The sequence below is a fragment of the Streptomyces sp. NPDC001668 genome (genome assembly GCF_042893155.1).
Classification (GTDB): Bacteria; Actinomycetota; Actinomycetes; order Streptomycetales; family Streptomycetaceae; genus Streptomyces.
On sequence record NZ_JBIAUQ010000001.1, the window covers coordinates 231,513 to 248,028 of the forward strand.

General features: G+C 70.5%; 15 protein-coding genes. 12 read left to right on the forward strand and 3 right to left on the reverse strand.

Translation table 11 applies throughout. The annotated features are described in order from the left end of the window. Positions 1 to 9 precede the first annotated feature (9 nt). Positions 10 to 879, forward strand: coding sequence for a spermidine synthase (locus ACFYZ8_RS01120; RefSeq protein ID WP_388536435.1), 870 nt, complete (start codon positions 10 to 12; stop codon positions 877 to 879). 7 nt (positions 880 to 886) lie between these two features. On the opposite strand, the gene ACFYZ8_RS01125 is transcribed toward ACFYZ8_RS01120, so the two are convergent. Further along, entirely contained in the window at positions 887 to 1,399 is a 513-nt protein-coding gene (locus tag ACFYZ8_RS01125) for a hypothetical protein (protein WP_388536436.1), read from the reverse strand. Between the two features lie 98 nt (positions 1,400 to 1,497). On the opposite strand from ACFYZ8_RS01125, the gene ACFYZ8_RS01130 reads away from it, so the two are divergent. From ACFYZ8_RS01130 to ACFYZ8_RS01180, 11 genes are all read left to right on the forward strand, one after another. Further along, positions 1,498 to 2,202, forward strand: coding sequence for a response regulator transcription factor (locus ACFYZ8_RS01130; RefSeq protein WP_359030412.1), 705 nt, complete (start codon positions 1,498 to 1,500; stop codon positions 2,200 to 2,202). Continuing rightward, the gene (locus ACFYZ8_RS01135; RefSeq protein ID WP_388536439.1) at positions 2,199 to 3,596 is read left to right on the forward strand and encodes an ATP-binding protein; all 1,398 of its coding nucleotides are present in this window, start codon (positions 2,199 to 2,201) and stop codon (positions 3,594 to 3,596) included. Before ACFYZ8_RS01130 ends, ACFYZ8_RS01135 begins: the two co-directional genes overlap by 4 nt. Positions 3,597 to 3,670: 74 nt before the next feature. After that, positions 3,671 to 5,089: a cellulose binding domain-containing protein gene (locus tag ACFYZ8_RS01140; RefSeq protein WP_388536441.1), complete on the forward strand. Its 1,419-nt coding sequence runs from the start codon at positions 3,671 to 3,673 to the stop codon at positions 5,087 to 5,089. Between the two features lie 201 nt (positions 5,090 to 5,290). Next, positions 5,291 to 6,595 (forward strand): extracellular solute-binding protein, encoded by a 1,305-nt coding sequence (locus tag ACFYZ8_RS01145; RefSeq protein ID WP_359030409.1) that lies wholly within the window; start codon positions 5,291 to 5,293, stop codon positions 6,593 to 6,595. Between the two features lie 13 nt (positions 6,596 to 6,608). Next, positions 6,609 to 7,586 (forward strand): sugar ABC transporter permease, encoded by a 978-nt coding sequence (locus ACFYZ8_RS01150; RefSeq protein ID WP_359030408.1) that lies wholly within the window; start codon positions 6,609 to 6,611, stop codon positions 7,584 to 7,586. Continuing rightward, positions 7,583 to 8,494 (forward strand): carbohydrate ABC transporter permease, encoded by a 912-nt coding sequence (locus ACFYZ8_RS01155; protein ID WP_359030407.1) that lies wholly within the window; start codon positions 7,583 to 7,585, stop codon positions 8,492 to 8,494. Before ACFYZ8_RS01150 ends, ACFYZ8_RS01155 begins: the two co-directional genes overlap by 4 nt. Before the next feature lie 26 nt (positions 8,495 to 8,520). Then, the gene (locus ACFYZ8_RS01160; RefSeq protein WP_388536443.1) at positions 8,521 to 9,864 is read left to right on the forward strand and encodes a glycoside hydrolase family 36 protein; all 1,344 of its coding nucleotides are present in this window, start codon (positions 8,521 to 8,523) and stop codon (positions 9,862 to 9,864) included. Continuing rightward, positions 9,861 to 11,849: a beta-galactosidase gene (locus ACFYZ8_RS01165; protein ID WP_388536444.1), complete on the forward strand. Its 1,989-nt coding sequence runs from the start codon at positions 9,861 to 9,863 to the stop codon at positions 11,847 to 11,849. The genes ACFYZ8_RS01160 and ACFYZ8_RS01165 overlap by 4 nt, the downstream gene beginning before the upstream one ends. Before the next feature lie 75 nt (positions 11,850 to 11,924). Then, positions 11,925 to 13,016, forward strand: a complete 1,092-nt coding sequence (locus ACFYZ8_RS01170; RefSeq protein ID WP_388536445.1) for a hypothetical protein — start codon at positions 11,925 to 11,927, stop codon at positions 13,014 to 13,016. Between the two features lie 327 nt (positions 13,017 to 13,343). Further along, entirely contained in the window at positions 13,344 to 13,553 is a 210-nt protein-coding gene (locus tag ACFYZ8_RS01175) for a type II toxin-antitoxin system VapB family antitoxin (RefSeq protein ID WP_359030403.1), read from the forward strand. After that, positions 13,550 to 13,969 carry a PIN domain nuclease gene (locus tag ACFYZ8_RS01180; RefSeq protein WP_359030402.1) on the forward strand — a complete coding sequence of 140 codons (420 nt, stop codon included), beginning with the start codon at positions 13,550 to 13,552 and terminating at the stop codon, positions 13,967 to 13,969. The genes ACFYZ8_RS01175 and ACFYZ8_RS01180 overlap by 4 nt, the downstream gene beginning before the upstream one ends. An 86-nt stretch (positions 13,970 to 14,055) precedes the next feature. Here the strand turns inward: ACFYZ8_RS01180 and ACFYZ8_RS01185 are convergent, their stop codons facing one another. Both ACFYZ8_RS01185 and ACFYZ8_RS01190 read right to left on the reverse strand, forming a co-directional pair. Then, the gene (locus ACFYZ8_RS01185; protein WP_388536448.1) at positions 14,056 to 15,495 is read right to left on the reverse strand and encodes a GH1 family beta-glucosidase; all 1,440 of its coding nucleotides are present in this window, start codon (positions 15,493 to 15,495) and stop codon (positions 14,056 to 14,058) included. 102 nt (positions 15,496 to 15,597) lie between these two features. Beyond that, positions 15,598 to 16,506: a carbohydrate ABC transporter permease gene (locus ACFYZ8_RS01190; RefSeq protein WP_351988240.1), complete on the reverse strand. Its 909-nt coding sequence runs from the start codon at positions 16,504 to 16,506 to the stop codon at positions 15,598 to 15,600. Positions 16,507 to 16,516: the final 10 nt, after the last annotated feature.

Here is a 16,516-nt window from a genome sequence, read left to right on the forward strand (position 1 = left end):
AATGGCCCCATGGGCAAGTCCAAGAGCTCCCGGCGTGGCAGCACCGCCGCCGAAGCCGTCGTGGAGCCGGTCGACGGCGGCCTCGCCGAGTTCATCCCCGACCGGGAGCGGCCCCACGCCTGGACGCTGCTCATCGACGGCGCGCCGCAGTCGCACGTGGACCTCGACGACCCGCGCCACCTCTCCTTCGAGTACCAGCGCCGGCTCGGTCATGTCATCGACCTCGTCGCCCCGCTCGGCAGGCCCGTGCACGCCGTTCACCTCGGCGGCGGCGCGCTCACCCTCGCCCGGTACCTCGCCGCCACCCGCCCCCGCTCCACCCAGCAGGTCGTCGAGCGGGACGCGGCTCTGGTCCAACTGGTCCGGCAGAAGCTGCCGTTGGAGCCGAACGCCCGGATACGCGTGCGGTCCCTCGACGCCCGCGAGGGACTCGCCAAGGTCGCCGACGGATGGGCGGACCTCGTGATCGCCGACGTGTTCAGCGGGGCCAGGACTCCCGCGCACCTCACCTCGACCGAATTCCTCGACGAGGTCCGCAGGACGCTCAAGCCGGGCGGCTTCTACGCCGCCAACCTCGCCGACGGGCCGCCGCTCGCCCACCTCCGCGGCCAGATCGCCACCGCCGCCGCCCGCTTCCCCGAACTCGCCCTCGTGGCCGACCCGACGGTCCTGCGCGGCAAGCGCTTCGGCAACGCCGTCCTGGTCGCCTCCGACACCCCCCTGCCGGTCGCGGAACTGACCCGCCGGGCCGCCTCCGACCCGCACCCCGGCCGGGTCGAACACGGCAAGAGCCTCCTCGACTTCACCGGCGGGGCCGTACCCGTGACGGACACCGAGGCCGTGGCCTCCCCGGCCCCGCCCGCCTCGGTCTTCCGCTAGACGCCGGTCAGTACGTGCCGATCTCCACCCGCGGCGGTCCGTCGTGCCAGGTGCAGAACACCGAGACCCGGTCCGCGCCCGAGCTGAACTCCACCCGGATCCACGACTCCGCCTTCCACACCTGCATCGACCACCCCGTGCCCGGCGTCGCGGACACCAGGGTCGCCGACTTCTCGCCGAGGTCGAAGACCGCACGCCCGCCGGCGGTGTCGTAGCTCTTGATCCGGCCGGAGGCGGTGGGCGAAGGACTCTTCGAGGGGACCGGCCTCGCGGTCGTGGGGCTCGGCGTCGGTGCGGGGCTCTTCGACGGGGTCGACCGCCCGGTCCGCGTCGGCGTCGGAGTGGGTGAGGCCAGCGGCTTCGACTCCTGTGTCGTCGCCTCGGCCGCCGTGATGGGCAGGGCGCGGGGCGGGTCGTAGGCCGTGCCCGCCATGACCGTGTGGACACCCCACCACGACAGCGTGACCGCCGCGCCCGTGGCGAGCAGCCAGGCCAGTACGTGTACGAGTCCTCTGCGCATCGCCCGCCATACTGCCTCACGCGTCTCACAGGCCGCACACGAAGTGAGTTGTCCACAGGCCCCGGCCGGGCCCGCCCGAATCGCGTACGGTGCGGCGCATGGCAAGTGTGCTCGTGGTCGAGGACGACCAGTTCGTTCGCTCGGCGCTCATCCGGCACCTGACCGACGCGGCACACACGGTGCGCAGCGTCGGGACGGCGCTGGAGGCGCTGCGCGAGGTCGCCCATTTCCGTTTCGACGTGGTGATCCTGGACCTCGGACTGCCCGACCTGGACGGCTCCGAGGCGCTGAAGATGCTGCGCGGGATCACCGACGTCCCGGTCATCATCGCCACCGCCCGGGACGACGAGACGGAGATCGTCCGCCTGCTGAACGCCGGGGCGGACGACTACCTCACCAAGCCCTTCTCGGTCGAGCACCTCTCCGCCCGGATGGCCGCCGTCCTACGGCGCTCCCGGGCCGCCGGAGGTGACGCGCAGCCCGAGACCGTGCTGCGCGTCGGCGGCCTGAGCGTCGACCCGCTGCGCCGCCAGGCCGAACTGGACGGCGTCCGACTCGACCTCACCCGGCGCGAGTTCGACCTGCTCGCCTTCCTGGCCGCCCGCCCCGGGGTGGTCGTCCCCCGCAAGGAACTCCTCGCGGAGGTCTGGCAGCAGTCCTACGGCGACGATCAGACCATCGACGTCCATCTCTCCTGGCTCAGGCGGAAGTTGGGGGAGACGGCGGCACAGCCCCGCTATCTGCACACCCTGCGGGGAGTCGGCGTGAAGCTGGAACCACCGGGCGGGGGGCTGCCGCTGTGAGATGGGCTCTCGTCAAGGTCTGCCTGGCGGTCACCACCATGGTCGTGGTCGCCTTCGCCATCCCGCTGGGTCTGGTCATCAAGGAGATGGCCCGGGACCGGGCGTTCTCCAACGCCGAGCGGCAGGCGGCCGCCGTCGCCCCCGCCCTGTCCATCACCACCGACCGCGACCAGTTGGAGCGGGTCGTGGCCTCGGCGGGATCGGACTCCGGGATGGCCGTCCACATACCGGTGGGCGGAGGCCAGCGGGCCGTGGACATCGGACGGCAGCGGGCCGCCGCCGACGACATCGCGACCGTGCGCAGGCTGGGCCGCGCCTCCACCACCGAGGTGCCGGGCGGCTCCACCCTGCTCCAGCCGGTCGCGCTCAGCTCCGGCGAGATCGCCGTCGTCGAGGTGTACGTCCCCGAGTCCGAGGTGAGCAACGGCGTCGCGACCGCGTGGGCGGTCCTCGCGGGCGTCGGCATCGCGCTCGTCGTCGGCTCGGTCGCGGTCGCCGACCGGCTCGGCGTACGGATGGTGCAGCCCGCGCGGAAACTCGTCGAGGGCGCCCATGAGCTGGGGGAGGGAAAGCTGGGCGCACGGGTGCCGGAGGAGGGGCCGAACGAACTGCGCCTTGCGGCGGTCGCGTTCAACTCCATGGCCGACCAGGTCGTCCAACTGCTGGCGAACGAACGGGAGCTGGCCGCCGACCTGTCCCACCGGCTGCGCACCCCGCTGACCGTGCTGCGGCTCAACGCGGCCTCGCTCGGGGACGGTCCGGCCGCCGAGCAGACCCGTGCCGCGGTCGCACAGCTGGAGCGCGAGGTCGACACCATCATCCGTACCGCCCGGGAGGCCAAGCCGCAGACCGCGGCCGCCGGGCCCGGCGCCGGGTGCGACGCGGCCGAGGTGGTCCGGGAGCGGATGGGGTTCTGGTCGGCGCTCGCCGAGGACGAGGGCCGCAAGTGGCGGGTGGCCGGCACCGAGCGGCCGGTGCGCATACCCGTGGCCCGGGCGGATCTCGTGGCCGCCCTGGACGCCCTGCTCGGCAACGTCTTCCGGCACACCCCGGAAGGCACGGCCTTCGCGGTCGACGTGCACAACGGCGAGGACGCGGTGATCGTGCTCGTCTCCGACGCGGGCCCCGGCATCCGCGACCCCGAGGCCGCGATGGCGCGCGGGCGGGGGTCCGGCAGCACCGGGTCGACCGGGCTCGGGCTCGACATCGTGCGGCGGCTCGCCGAGGCGACGGGCGGGGACGTACGGATTGGGTCGTCGGTGCTGGGCGGCACCGAGGTGCGGGTGTGGATCCAGCTGGACGGGCGGGAGCCGGTGCGCCGCGGGCACCGGGTGCGCAGACGCCGGACGGGCAGACTGGTCTCGACCTTTAACCGGCCCCGATCCCTTCCTTAAGCGCGCCCTAAGATCCTCAACGCCCGCCCTGATCAGGTCATTTGCCCGATTCCGGATCGCTAGCGTGCCGCGTCATGAGCATGCATCGGCGCAGAGTCAGCGGCAGGAACAAGGCGATCGGCGGGGTGGTCGCCGCCGCCGTGGTGGGGACCGGCGCGGTCCTTCTGGGTGGTACGGCCCAGGCGGCCGGGATCGGGGCGGCGTACACGAAGACCAGTGACTGGTCGACGGGGTACAGCGCGCAGTACGTCGTGACCAACAACAGCGGGGCGGCGGACCGGGACTGGAAGCTGGAGTTCGACCTGCCCTCGGGTGCGAAGCTCGGCTCCCTGTGGAACGCCGAGTCGGTGGTGAGCGGGCGGCATGTCACCGTGACCTCGGCGAAGTGGGACACCGACGGGCTGGCGCCCGGCGAGTCCGTCACCGTCGGCTTCGTCGTCAACGGCGCCGCCGACCCCACCGGGTGTCTCGTGGACGGCGCGAAGTGCTCCGCCGACGACACCGCCACACCCACACCCACCCCCACAAGCACGCCTACCCCCACCCCCACCCCCACCGCCACTCCCACCGGCGCCCCGACCTCCACCGCCTCCCCCTCGCGGAGCGCCCGCTTCGCCCCCTACGTCGACACCTCGCTCTACCCCGCCTTCGACCTCCTCGCGAGCGCGGCGGCCACCGGCGTGAAGGACTACAACCTCGCCTTCGTCACCGACGGTGGCGGCTGCACCCCCAAGTGGGGCGGGGTCACCGATCTGGCGAGCGACGGCGTGGCCGCGCAGATCGGCGCGCTGCGGGCGAGGGGCGGTGACGTCCGGGTCTCCTTCGGCGGCGCCTCCGGCTCCGAGCTGGCCACGACCTGCTCCTCGGCGGACGCGCTGGCGGCGGCGTACGGCAAGGTCGTGGACGCGTACGGACTCACCAAGGTCGACTTCGACGTGGAGGGCGGGGCGCTGCCGAACACGGCCGCGAACACCCGGCGGGCGCAGGCGATCGCGAAGCTCCAGTCGCTGCACCCCGGCCTGGACGTCTCCTACACCCTCCCGGTCATGCCCGAGGGTCTCACCCAGGACGGTGTGGCCCTGCTCGCGAACGCCAAGTCGAACGGTGTGAGGACCGACACCGTCAACATCATGGCCATGGACTACGGGGCCTCGTACAGCGCCGACATGGGCACCTACGCCGAGCAGGCCGCCACGGCCACCCAGGCGCAGGTCAAGGCCGTTCTCGGGCTGTCCGACAGCGCGGCCTGGACGGCGGTCGGCGTCACGCCCATGATCGGGGTCAACGACGTGGCCTCGGAGATCTTCAAGGTCGACGACGCCGCCCAGCTCGTGACCTTCGCCAAGGCGAAGGGGCTGGGCGGGCTGTCGATGTGGTCCGCCACCCGGGACAAGCAGTGCCCCGGCGGCGCGAAGCCCTCCGCCGACGCGAGCTGCAGTTCGGTCGTCCAGGACCCGTTCGCCTTCTCGAAGGCCTTCGCCGCGTACAACTGAGCCCCTCGCCGACGAGGCTCCTGGGTCACCGGTAGGCAGGGATGTCGGTCACGTTTCGACAAATCGGGCCGATAGCTATTGACGCATGACCTGACATAACGCTGTCATTGCGCCACCGTGTTCGGTCAAGTTGATTTCTGGTCGATTACGACCGGTCTTCGAATCCCTCCGTGACCGAACCCTGCCTTCCAGGAGCCGTAGATGCGTGATCTCTCCTCATCCCTTCCCTCGCCCAGCCGCCGCGGTGTGCTCAAGGGCGTGGGTGGTGCCGCCCTGCTCGGGGCGGGTATCCCGCTGCTGTCCGCGTGCGGGAGCAGTGGCAGTTCGTCGGACCCCAAGACCGTCTCGCTGGGTTCGAACCAGTCGGACGCCGTGCCGAAGAAGGCGTACGGGGAGATCTACACGGCGTTCACGAAGCAGTCGGGGATCACCGTCAAGGTCAACACCAAGGACCACAACACCTTCCAGGAGCAGATCAACTCCTACCTCCAGGGCACGCCGGACGACGTGTTCAACTGGTTCGCCGGGTACCGGATGCAGTTCTTCGCGGCCAAGGGCCTGGCCTCGCCGGTGGACGACGTGTGGGCGAAGATCGGGGGCAACTTCCCCGACGCGATGAAGAAGCTGTCCAAGGGCGCGGACGGCAAGTACTACTTCGTGCCGCTGATCACCTACCCGTGGGCGGTCTTCTACCGCAAGAGCGTCTTCCAGCAGCACGGCTACGAGGTGCCCACCACGTGGGACGCCTTCGTCGCGCTGTGCAAGCAGATGAAGAAGGACGGCCTGGTGCCGATCGCGTTCGGCGACAAGGACGCCTGGCCCGCCATGGGCACCTTCGACCAGCTGAACTTCCGCATCAACGGCTACGACTTCCACGTCGAGCTGATGGCGGGCAAGGCCTCCTGGACGGACCCGAAGGTCAAGACGGTCTTCGACCACTGGGCCGAGATCCTGCCCTACCACCAGGACGGTTTCATGGGCCGTACCTGGCAGGACGCGGCGCAGACGCTGGTGGCCAAGAAGGCCGGCATGTACGTGCTGGGCACCTTCGTGGGCCAGCAGTTCACCAACAAGGCGGACCTGGACGACCTGGACTTCTTCGCCTTCCCGGAGATCAATTCCGCGTACGGGCAGGACACCGTGGAGGCCCCCACCGACGGCTTCATGGTCTCCAAGTCGCCCAAGAACAAGGCGGGCGTGAGCAAGCTGCTGGAGTACCTGGGCACGCCCGAGGCCGAGCAGATCTACCTCAAGTCCGACACCAGCGTGGTGGCCGCCTCCAACAAGGCCGACACCTCCTCGTACACGCCGCTGCAGAAGAAGGCGTACGAGATGATCTCGAACGCCAAGAGCCTGACCCAGTTCATGGACCGCGACTCGCGTCCGGACTTCACCTCCACGGTGATGCAGCCCTCGCTGCAGAAGTTCCTGCAGAACCCCAAGGGCGTGGACAGCGTGCTGTCCTCGATCGAACGCCAGAAGAAGACGATCTTCGCGTCCGGCTGAGCTGAGCGACTGAATGACTACCGACATCAACACGAAGAGCCCGGAGGCGGCCGCTGTGCCGCCTTCGGGCGCTGCCCCGCTCAAGCGGGTTCCGCGGGGGCACAGGCGCCTGCTGACCCGCCGTGACCGCGTCACGCTCGGCTTCATGGCCGGCGTGCCCACGGTCCTGCACGTGGCCCTGGTCTGGGTCACCGCGCTCGCCTCCATCGCGCTGGCCTTCACCAGCTGGGACGGCATCGGCTTCGACTCCATCAAGTGGGTGGGGCTGGACAATTTCAAGCAGTTGTTCACCGACAACCCGCAGTTCTGGCCGGCGGTCGAGCACAACATCATCTGGTTCGTGGTGCTCATCTTGATCCCCACGCCGTTCGGCCTGTTCCTGGCCGTGCAGCTGGACAAGAAGATCCGCTTCTCCCGGGTCTACCAGACCGCGTTCTTCCTGCCCGTGGTGGTCTCCCTCGCGGTGACCGGGTTCGTGTGGCAGCTGGTCTACAACCCCGACACCGGTCTGATCAACAGCCTGATCGGGGCGAACAAGCCCGGCCACTACATCGACTGGATCGGCGACCCGCACCTGAACCTGTGGGCGGTGCTGATCGCCGCGTCCTGGCGGCACACCGGCTACATGATGATCCTCTACCTGGCCGGCCTCAAGGGCGTGGACCCCTCGCTGCGGGAGGCGTCCTCGCTGGACGGCGCGAACGAGTGGCAGACGTTCAAGAACGTCATCTTCCCCACCCTGCGCCCCACCAACACCGTCGTCCTGGTCGTCACCATCATCGAGGCGCTGCGCGCCTTCGACCTGGTGTTCGTCTTCAACAAGGGCGCCCAGGGCACCGAACTGCTGTCCATCCTGATCACCAACAACATCATCGGCGAGTCCAGCCGGATCGGTTACGGCTCCGCGATCGCCGTGGTGCTCCTGGTGATCTCCCTCGCGGTCATCATCCCCTACCTGATCGCCACCTTCCGCAAGGAGCGGCGCGCATGAGCACCCTGACCGCCGACGCCCCCGGCGCGACCGGCGCGCCCGCCAAGCAGCGCACCCCGGTGCGCCCGGCCCGCGTCCTGCTGCACGTCTTCCTGGTCGTGACGGCCCTGGCCTGGCTGGCCCCGCTGCTGTGGGCGGTCCTGGCCGCGCTGCGGCCCTACTCGGAGACCAGCACCAAGGGCTATGTGTCCTGGCCGGACAAGCTGAGCCTGGACAACTTCACCAACGCCTTCGAGCAGTCGGACATGCTGCACTACTTCGGCAACACGCTGATCATCGCGGTGCCGGCCGTGCTGATCACCCTGCTGTTGTCGTCGATGGTCGCCTTCTACGTCTCCCGCTTCGACTTCCGCCTCAACATCTTCCTGCTGCTGGTCTTCACCGCCGGCAACCTGCTCCCCCAGCAGGTCATCATCACCCCGCTGTACCGCATGTACCTGCTCATCGACCTGCCCGGCATCACCATGAGCGGCAAGCTCTACGACTCCGCCCTCGGCCTGGTCCTGATCCACGTCGCCTTCCAGTCCGGCTTCTGCGCCTTCGTGCTGTCCAACTACATGCGGATGCTCCCGCACGAGCTCACCGAGGCCGCCCTGGTCGACGGCGCCTCCGTGTGGCGCATGTACTGGCAGATCGTGCTGCCCCTGTGCAAGCCCGCGATGGCCGCCCTGGCCACCCTGCTGTCGATCTGGATCTACAACGACTTCTTCTGGGCCATCGTGCTGATCTCCACCGGCGAGAACATGCCCATCACCTCGGCGCTCAACAACCTCTCCGGCCAGTACTTCACCGACCCCAACCTGGTCGCCGCCGGCGCCCTGCTCACCGCGATCCCCACCCTGATCGTGTACTTCGTGCTCCAGCGCCAGTTCGTCAGCGGACTGACCCTCGGCGCCAACAAGGGCTGACCGCCCTCACCTGAGAGAGAACCACCGTGCCCCACCCCTTCACCCCGCTCGCCTCCGTGCCCGTGGATCCCCACGCGGCGCGCGTCCACGAGGAGGGCTGGCAGTCCTGGAGCCCCAGCGGCGCCTACGCCCTCGGCGACAAGCCGTACCGCCCGACGAACGACAACTGGGCCACGGTCTGCTACCGGCCCGGCGTCACCGTCCCCGAAGGCGCCTTCCAGGGCGAGGGCCTGCTGGCGCTGGACCCGGGCGACGGATCGCCGGTAAGGCTGTGGGCGGCGACGGAACCGACGCGTGAGGTCCCGTCGATCCGCCTGACCTTCGACGGCACCACTGTCGACGGCACCACCTTCGACGGCACCACGGCGCAGGTCTCCGCCGACGGCCCGGTGAAGGAGTTCACGGGTACGGACATCCAGTCGGTGCTGGGCGAGTGGGCCGCCGGGCTCGGGGTCGAGGCCCCCCGCCCGGCGCCCACCGTCTGGTGCTCCTGGTACGAGTACTTCACGAGCGTCACCGAGGACGACATCCACGAGAACCTCCGGGCGATGGACACCCTCGACCTGCCCGTCGACGTCGTCCAGATCGACGACGGCTACCAGAAGGCCCTCGGCGACTGGCTCACCCTCTCCGGCCGCTTCCGCTCCCGCGCGGGCATCGCCGACGCGATCCGCGCACGGGGCCGGCGCGCCGGTATCTGGACGGCCCCCTTCCTGGTCGACCCGGCCAGTGACCTGGCCGCCGAGCACCCCGACTGGCTGGTCCAGGACCTCGACGGAGGCTTCCTGCACGCCGGCCGCAACTGGGGCCACGACCTGTGCGTCCTGGACACGACCCACCCGGACGCGGCCGCGTACCTGACATCGGTCTTCAGGACCCTGGCGTCCGAGGGCTACGACTACTTCAAGGTCGACTTCCTCTACGCGGGGGCCCTGGACGGCGTACGGCACTCCGCCGCGGACGCGCTCACCGCGTACCGCTCCGGGATCGAGCTGATCCGCGAGGCGATCGGCGCCGACGCCTACCTGCTCGGCTGCGGGGCGCCGATCCTCCCCTCCATCGGCCTGTTCGACGCGATGCGGGTCAGCCCCGACACGGCCCCGCACCGGCGCCCCGAGGCCGGCGACTACAGCCAGCCGGGCCAGGACCCCGCCGAGTTCACCGGCGTCGGCCGCCAGTGGCAGCACGGCCGGCTCTGGGTCAACGACCCCGACTGCCTGATGGCCCGCCCGGCCGTGGAGACCCGCGAGCGCTGGGCCGCCCACGTGGAGGCGACCGGCGGTCTGATGGCGTCCAGCGACCGCCTGCTGTCCCTGGACCCGTGGGGCGTGGAGACGACCCGCCGACTGCTCGGCGGAGGTGCCCGATGATCCCGGAGGGCATCGCCTACGGCGGCGACTACAACCCCGAGCAGTGGCCCGAGGAGGTGTGGGCCGAGGACGTACGCCTCATGCGTGAGGCGGGCGTGAACATGGTCAGCGTCAACATCTTCGCGTGGGCGCTCCTCGAACCCCGCGAGGGCGAGTACGACTTCTCGCGCCTCGACAGGATCCTCGCCCTGCTCCACGAGAACGGCATCGCCGCCGACCTGGCCACTCCGACGGCGGCCCCGCCGGCCTGGTTCTTCCGCGAGCACCCCGAGGCGCTGCCGGTCGACAAGGACGGCAGGAGACTGTCGTACGGCAGCCGCCAGACCTTCTGCCCCTCCAGCCCCGCCTACCGCGAGGCGGCCCTGCGGATCGCCCGGGTGCTCGGGGAGCGGTACGCCGACCATCCGGCCGTCGTGATGTGGCACATCCACAACGAGTACGGCTGCCACAACGCGGAGTGCTACTGCGAGGTGAGCGCCGAGTCGTTCCGGCGGTGGCTGCGCGAGCGGTACGGGGACCTGGACGCCCTCAACGACGCCTGGGGCACTACCTTCTGGAGCCAGTGGTACTACGACTGGGACGAGATCATCCCGCCGCGCGCCACCGGAGCCGTCCCGAACCCCACGCACCAGCTGGACTGGCGCCGCTTCTGCAGCGACGAACTCCTCTCGCTGTTCAAGGCGGAGCGCGAGGTGCTGCGCGAGGCTTCGGCGGAGATCCCCGCCACCACCAACTTCATGGTGATGTACAACTTCGACGCGCTGGACTACTGGCGCTGGGCACCGGAGTTGGACATCGTCTCCAACGACCACTATCTGAGGTCGACGGATCCCGAGTCGGAGATCGACATCGCGCTCAGCGGCGACCTGGTCCGTTCGCTGGCGGGCGGTCCTTGGCTGCTGATGGAGCACTCGACGGGCGCGGTGAACTGGCAGCCGGTCAACCGGGCGAAGAATCCCGGTGAGTTGCGCCGGAACGCCCTGGGGCACGTCGCCCGGGGCGCCGACGGTATCGCCTACTTCCAGTGGCGGGCCGCCAAGGCGGGTGCCGAGCAGTGGCACTCGGCGATGCTGCCGCACGCGGGCACCGACAGCCAGATCTGGCGGGACGTGGTGGCGCTGGGCGCGGACCTGAAGGCACTGGCTGAGGTGCGGGGAGCCGTGAGCCCGGCGTCCGTCGCCGTCGTCTGGGACTGGAACGCCCGCTGGGCCCTGGAACTCCCGTCCCAGCCCAGCGAGTCGGTCCGCTATCTGGACCTGGTCCGCGCCTGGTACGAGCCGCTGTGGCGCTCCGGCGTGGCGGTGGACTTCGTCCACCCCTCGGCGGACCTGTCGGCGTACCGTCTGGTCCTGGCTCCCGCCCTGTACCTGGTGGACGACGAGGGCGCCGAGAACCTGACGGGCTTCGCCTCGGCGGGCGGCACGCTGGTCGTCGGCTTCCACAGCGGGGCCGTCGACACCAACTGCCATGTCCGCCTGGGCGGTTACCCGGGCGCCTTCCGCGAGGCCCTCGGCGTCAGCACGGACGAGCTCTTCCCGCTGCTGCCGGGGGAGTCCCTGGGGCTGAGCGGCGGCGGTACGGCGTCGCTGTGGTCGGAGCGGGTGCGCCTGGCGGGCGCGGAGGCGGTGACGTCGTACACCTCGGGGCCGCTGAGCGGAATTCCGGCGGTGACCCGGCACACCCACGGCACGGGCACGGCCTGGTACCTGGCCACCCACCCGGACCCGGACACCCTCGCCGCACTCCTGGACCGCATCCGTACGGAGGCGGGCGTGGAGCCGGTGCGGGAGACGCCTCAGGGGGTGGAGGCGGTGCTGCGGCGGGGCGAGGACGCGGACTACCTCTTCCTGATCAACCACGGTGAGGGGGACGCGGAGGTGCAAGTGGCCGCGCGTGCCACCGAGTTGCTGAGCGGCAAGGGAATCGCCGGCGGCCGGGTGACCGTGCCGCCGGGCGACGTGGTGGTCGTACGGGAAGCACCCTGAAACACCCTTGATGGCCGTGCGAGCCGCTCCTACCCTGATCGTCCGACCGTCCGGTCGTCGACAGGGGGAGCGGCCATGGCCGGAAGACCGTCCGACATGGAGATACTCGAGGCGGTCGAGGCGTACGCCGGCCGACGCGGGATCGCCGCCCGCCTGACCGACCCGGGCGCCCCCGACGTCACCTGGCAGACACTGCTGGACTTTCGCATCGTCCGGTCGATCGAGACGCGAGGCGAGCGTCCGATGCGGGAGCCGGGCGGCCAGGACGGCCTCGCGAGCCGCCCCACCTACACCGACATCGCCACCCACCCCGTCGCCCCGCCCTCCGACCCGGAGAAGACCGAAGCGTGGCTGCTGGTGCGCCGGGGCTCGCTCGACGAGGAGCGGTGCGCCAACTGCGACCGCGGTACGACCAAGTGCGGGGACTGCGAAGGCCGTGGTGTCCGTGACTGCCCCCGCTTCGTCGACTGCCCCGTTTGCGAGGGTGGCCCGGACGCCTGCTGGGAGTGCGAGGGCACCGGCCGCCGACGTGCCGGGAGACCCGCACGTCTGCGCTCCGGCGCCCCCTCGGCCCGCCGTGCCACGTGCGCCCGCTGCCGGGCCTCGAACGCGGCCTGCCCCAAGTGCACCGGCCGCCGCCAACTCGACTGCCCCGACTGTAAGAAGAAGGGCCATGTGCAGTGCGGGGTCTGCGACGGCACGAAACGCGTCACCCACCAGGAGTGCGGTGGCACCGGCCGCTTCACCGTGTGGACCGAGGGCTGGATCCACCAGAACCCCCACCGGGAGAAGGAGCGCCGGCTCGGCCGACTGGATCTCAGACGCACGACCGGCAGCGTGGGCCGCTGGCACGAGACGATCCTCCGCAGGGCCACCGACCAGCTCCCCGACGACCTGGACGAGGCCGACGAGAACCTGATCGCGCCCCACCTGGCCCCGCGCAAGGACGAGGTGGCCCGTCTGGCGACCCTCCGCCGCCTTCCCCTGGCCCACGTCACCGTCCACGCCGACCCGCACCGCGACTACTTCGCCTTCCCCTCCCATGCCGGTATCGAGGTCACCACTCGCCCCACGACGCAACGTGTCCGCTACTTCGCCGGGATCGCCATGGCCTCGGTGGCCCTGGTGGCCCTGGTCGCGGTGCTGGTGGTGGCGCTGCTGCGCTGACTCGACGACGAGAGGCCCCCTGACCGCCGTGACCGACCCGGCCGCCGCCCGCCACCGTCTCGACGCGGTGGCTTCGCGAGCCGACGGGGCAGGTCTTCGCCCACTTGGCCGCGTACGCCGCTCTGCTGCCCAGCGGCCGAGGGCCAGTTCCGATCAGCCCGGAGAACCCCGACGTCGCGCCCCTCGCCCGACGGCTGGCCACCCTCCTCCTCCCGCCCCCGGCCGGCCCCGACCTCCCCCGAGCCAGAGTGCTCGCCACTGAAGCCGCCGTGTTCACAGCTCGCTGGATATACTCGGCGGGGGCGCGGATATCCGGGAGGTCGTCGCATGACCAAGACCCTGATCGACATCGACGAGGAATTGCTGGCCGAGGCCGCCATAGCGTTCGGGACGAAGACCAAGAAGGACACCGTCAACGCGGCCCTCAAGGAAGGCGTCGAGCGCAAGAAGCGGGCGCTCGCCCTCGCCAGGCTTGCGGCGCGGGCCGACGCGGGGGACTTCGACGAGTTGCTGGACAAGGAGAACTACCGTCGATGAGCGCTGCCGCCTACCTCATCGACACCAGCGCCCTGGTCCGCATTCTGAAGCGCCCCGCCCGCTCTCTGTGGGAGAAGCCTCTGGAAGAAGGATTGATCTCGCGCTGCCCCCTGACAGAGGTCGAGTTTCTTCACAGCGCCAGGAACGCGGAGGACCGGTCCGAACTGGTCCAGGATCTGGATGCGCTGTTCGGCTGGACGCCTCTGCACGACGGGGCTGTGACCCGCGCGTGGGACGTGCAGCGGGAACTCACGGAGAAGGGGCGGCACCGATCCGCCGGAGCCGTGGATCTCCTCGTCGCCGCGACGGCCGAACTCCAGGGCCTGATCATGCTGCACTACGACAACGACTTCGAGACCGTCGCCACGGTCACCGGCCAGCCGACGCAGTGGCTCGCCGCGCCGGGCAGTCTCTGAGCCCGGCGGGACACGGCGAGACACGCCGGGGCGCGGCACCCCCCTCGGATGCCGCGCCCCTTCCCCGTCCCCCTTCTCCACAGTGGCTACTGGATGCTCTGGACCTCCGGAAGCGCGCCCGAGCGGGCCGCGCGGCCGTACCAGAGGGCGCTCGACTTGGGTGTCCGCTCCAGCGTCGAGTAGTCCACGTAGACCGCGCCGAATCGCTTCTCGTAGCCGTACGCCCACTCGAAGTTGTCCAGCAGGGACCACAGGTAGTAGCCGCGCACGTCCGCGCCGTCGGCGATCGCGCTGCGGACGGCGGCCAGGTGGCCGTGCAGATAGGCGATCCGCTCGGGGTCGTGGACGCGGCCGTCGGGGTCGGGCTTGTCGTCGTAGGCCGCGCCGTTCTCCGTGATGTACAGCGGCAGGCCGGGGGCCTCGCGCGTGTAGCGCATGATCAGGTCGTGCAGGCCGGTCGGGTCGATCGTCCAGCCCATCTCCGTGCGCTCGCCCGGCGTCTGGTGGAAGGTGACGTCGTCCGCGCCGGGCCAGGGGGAGTGGTCGCTGCTGCCGTGCCCGTCGGCGCGCGGCCCGCTGGTCTCCGTGTCGGTGGCCGACACCAGTGCGGGGGTGTAGTAGTTGAGGCCCAGCGCGTCGAGCGGCTGGTTGATCAGTGCGAGGTCGCCGTCCTCGACGAACGACCAGTCCGTGATCAGCTCCGTGGCCGTGAACAGCGTCTGCGGGTACGCCCCGTGCAGGATCGGCCCGTGGAAGATCCCGTTGGCCAGGTCGTCGATCTTCTGCGCCGCAGCCAGGTCCGCCGCGTCCTGCGAGAAGGGCCTGACCACCGAGGAGTTGAGGGCGAGCGCCACCGAGTTGCGGGCCGGCATCGAGGCGCGCAGGGCCGAAGTGCCCAGCCCGTGCGCCAGGTTCAGCGTGTGCGCCGCCTTCAGGGAGGCCGCGGGGTCGGTACGGCCCGGCGCGTGCACCCCGGAGGCGTAGCCCAAAAAGGCCGCGCACCACGGCTCGTTGAGGGTGATCCACTGCTCCACCCGGTCGCCGAGCGCCTCTCCGACGATCTGCGCGTACTCCGCGAAGCGGTACGCCGTGTCGCGCTCCGGCCAGCCCCCCGCGTCCTCCAGCTCCTGGGGCAGGTCCCAGTGGTAGAGCGTCACGGCCGGCTTGATGCCGTGCGCGAGGAGCTCGTCCACCAGCCGGCGGTAGAAGTCCAGACCCCGCTGCACGGCGGGACCGCGGCCGGTCGGCTGCACCCGGGACCAGGAGACCGAGAAGCGGTACGCCGTCAGGCCCAGGTCGGCCATGAGCGCCACGTCGTCGCGGTAGCGGTGGTAGTGGTCGACAGCGATGTCACCGTGGTCGCCGCCGGCGGTCTTGCCGGGCGTGTGGCTGAAGGTGTCCCAGATGGACGGCGTACGGCCGTCCTCCCGCACCGCCCCCTCGATCTGGTAGGCGGAGGTCGCGGCGCCCCAGAGGAAGGCGGGGGGAAAGGCCACCGGGGTCGCCGGCGATTCGGACTCAGGCATGGAAGCGCTCCCATTGGAGGTCGGGGAACAGACCGACTGATAGAGGGGGGAGGAGGAGAGGGGGCCGGGGCGGCGCTGACCCGACCCTCGGAAAGCAGGGGCTCAGCCCTTCACGGCGCCCTGCATGATGCCGCCCACGATCTGCTTGCCGAAGATCGCGAAGACCAGCAGGAGCGGCAGCGTGCCGAGCAGCGCGCCCGCCATGATCAGGGACTGGTCCGGCGTGTAACCGCGGCCGAGCTGCGCCACCGCGACCTGCACGGTCGGGTTGCCGTTCTGGGTCAGCACCAGGAACGGCCACAGGAAGTCGTTCCACGTCTGCACGAACATCAGCATGCCCAGGACGGCCATCGCGGGCCGGGCGGCGGGGAACACGACGTGCCACACCACCCGCCAGCTGCTGGCACCGTCCACCCGGGCCGCCTCGATGATCTCGTCCGGCAGCGCCTGGATCAGGTACTGGCGCATGAAGAACACCCCGAACGCGCTCACCAGGGACGGGAGGATCACCGCCTGGAGCTGGTCCGTCCAGTCGAGCTTGGCGACCATCATGTACAGCGGGATGACGCTCAACTGCGGCGGCACCATCATCGTGCCGATGACGATCAGCATCATCGCGCCGCGGCCCTTGAAGCGCAGCTTGGCGAAGGCGAACCCGGCGATCGTGGACAGGAAGACGATGGTCAGCGCCGACACACCGGCCACGAACGTGGTGTTGATGAACGCCTTGCCCAGGTTGGCGTCGTTCCAGGCGATGTCGAGATTGTGGAAGAGGTTGCCGCCGAACCAGAACGGCGGCGGGGTCTGCGCCAGCCGCTGGTTGTCGCGCGAGGCGGCGATCGCCGTCCACACCAGCGGCAACAGCGAGCCGATGGTGAACAGGGCGAGGATGACGTAGGCGATGGGCCCCGCGTGCATCTGCCCGCCCGCCCGCGCCGACTTGGGCCGGCGTACGCGCTTCGGGGGCTGGGGATCCGCGTCCGCCGCGGGTTTCGTCAGGGTCGTCGTCACGGCCGGTCTC

Coding starts and splice junctions, on each gene's coding strand:
- ACFYZ8_RS01180 (WP_359030402.1), top strand. CDS start 13,550: ATGAGCGCTGCCGCCTACCTCATCGACACCAGCGCCCTGGTCCGCATT.
- ACFYZ8_RS01185 (WP_388536448.1), bottom strand. CDS start 15,495: ATGCCTGAGTCCGAATCGCCGGCGACCCCGGTGGCCTTTCCCCCCGCC.
- ACFYZ8_RS01145 (WP_359030409.1), top strand. CDS start 5,291: ATGCGTGATCTCTCCTCATCCCTTCCCTCGCCCAGCCGCCGCGGTGTG.
- ACFYZ8_RS01140 (WP_388536441.1), top strand. CDS start 3,671: ATGAGCATGCATCGGCGCAGAGTCAGCGGCAGGAACAAGGCGATCGGC.
- ACFYZ8_RS01150 (WP_359030408.1), top strand. CDS start 6,609: ATGACTACCGACATCAACACGAAGAGCCCGGAGGCGGCCGCTGTGCCG.
- ACFYZ8_RS01165 (WP_388536444.1), top strand. CDS start 9,861: ATGATCCCGGAGGGCATCGCCTACGGCGGCGACTACAACCCCGAGCAG.
- ACFYZ8_RS01130 (WP_359030412.1), top strand. CDS start 1,498: ATGGCAAGTGTGCTCGTGGTCGAGGACGACCAGTTCGTTCGCTCGGCG.
- ACFYZ8_RS01155 (WP_359030407.1), top strand. CDS start 7,583: ATGAGCACCCTGACCGCCGACGCCCCCGGCGCGACCGGCGCGCCCGCC.
- ACFYZ8_RS01120 (WP_388536435.1), top strand. CDS start 10: ATGGGCAAGTCCAAGAGCTCCCGGCGTGGCAGCACCGCCGCCGAAGCC.
- ACFYZ8_RS01125 (WP_388536436.1), bottom strand. CDS start 1,399: ATGCGCAGAGGACTCGTACACGTACTGGCCTGGCTGCTCGCCACGGGC.
- ACFYZ8_RS01175 (WP_359030403.1), top strand. CDS start 13,344: ATGACCAAGACCCTGATCGACATCGACGAGGAATTGCTGGCCGAGGCC.
- ACFYZ8_RS01170 (WP_388536445.1), top strand. CDS start 11,925: ATGGCCGGAAGACCGTCCGACATGGAGATACTCGAGGCGGTCGAGGCG.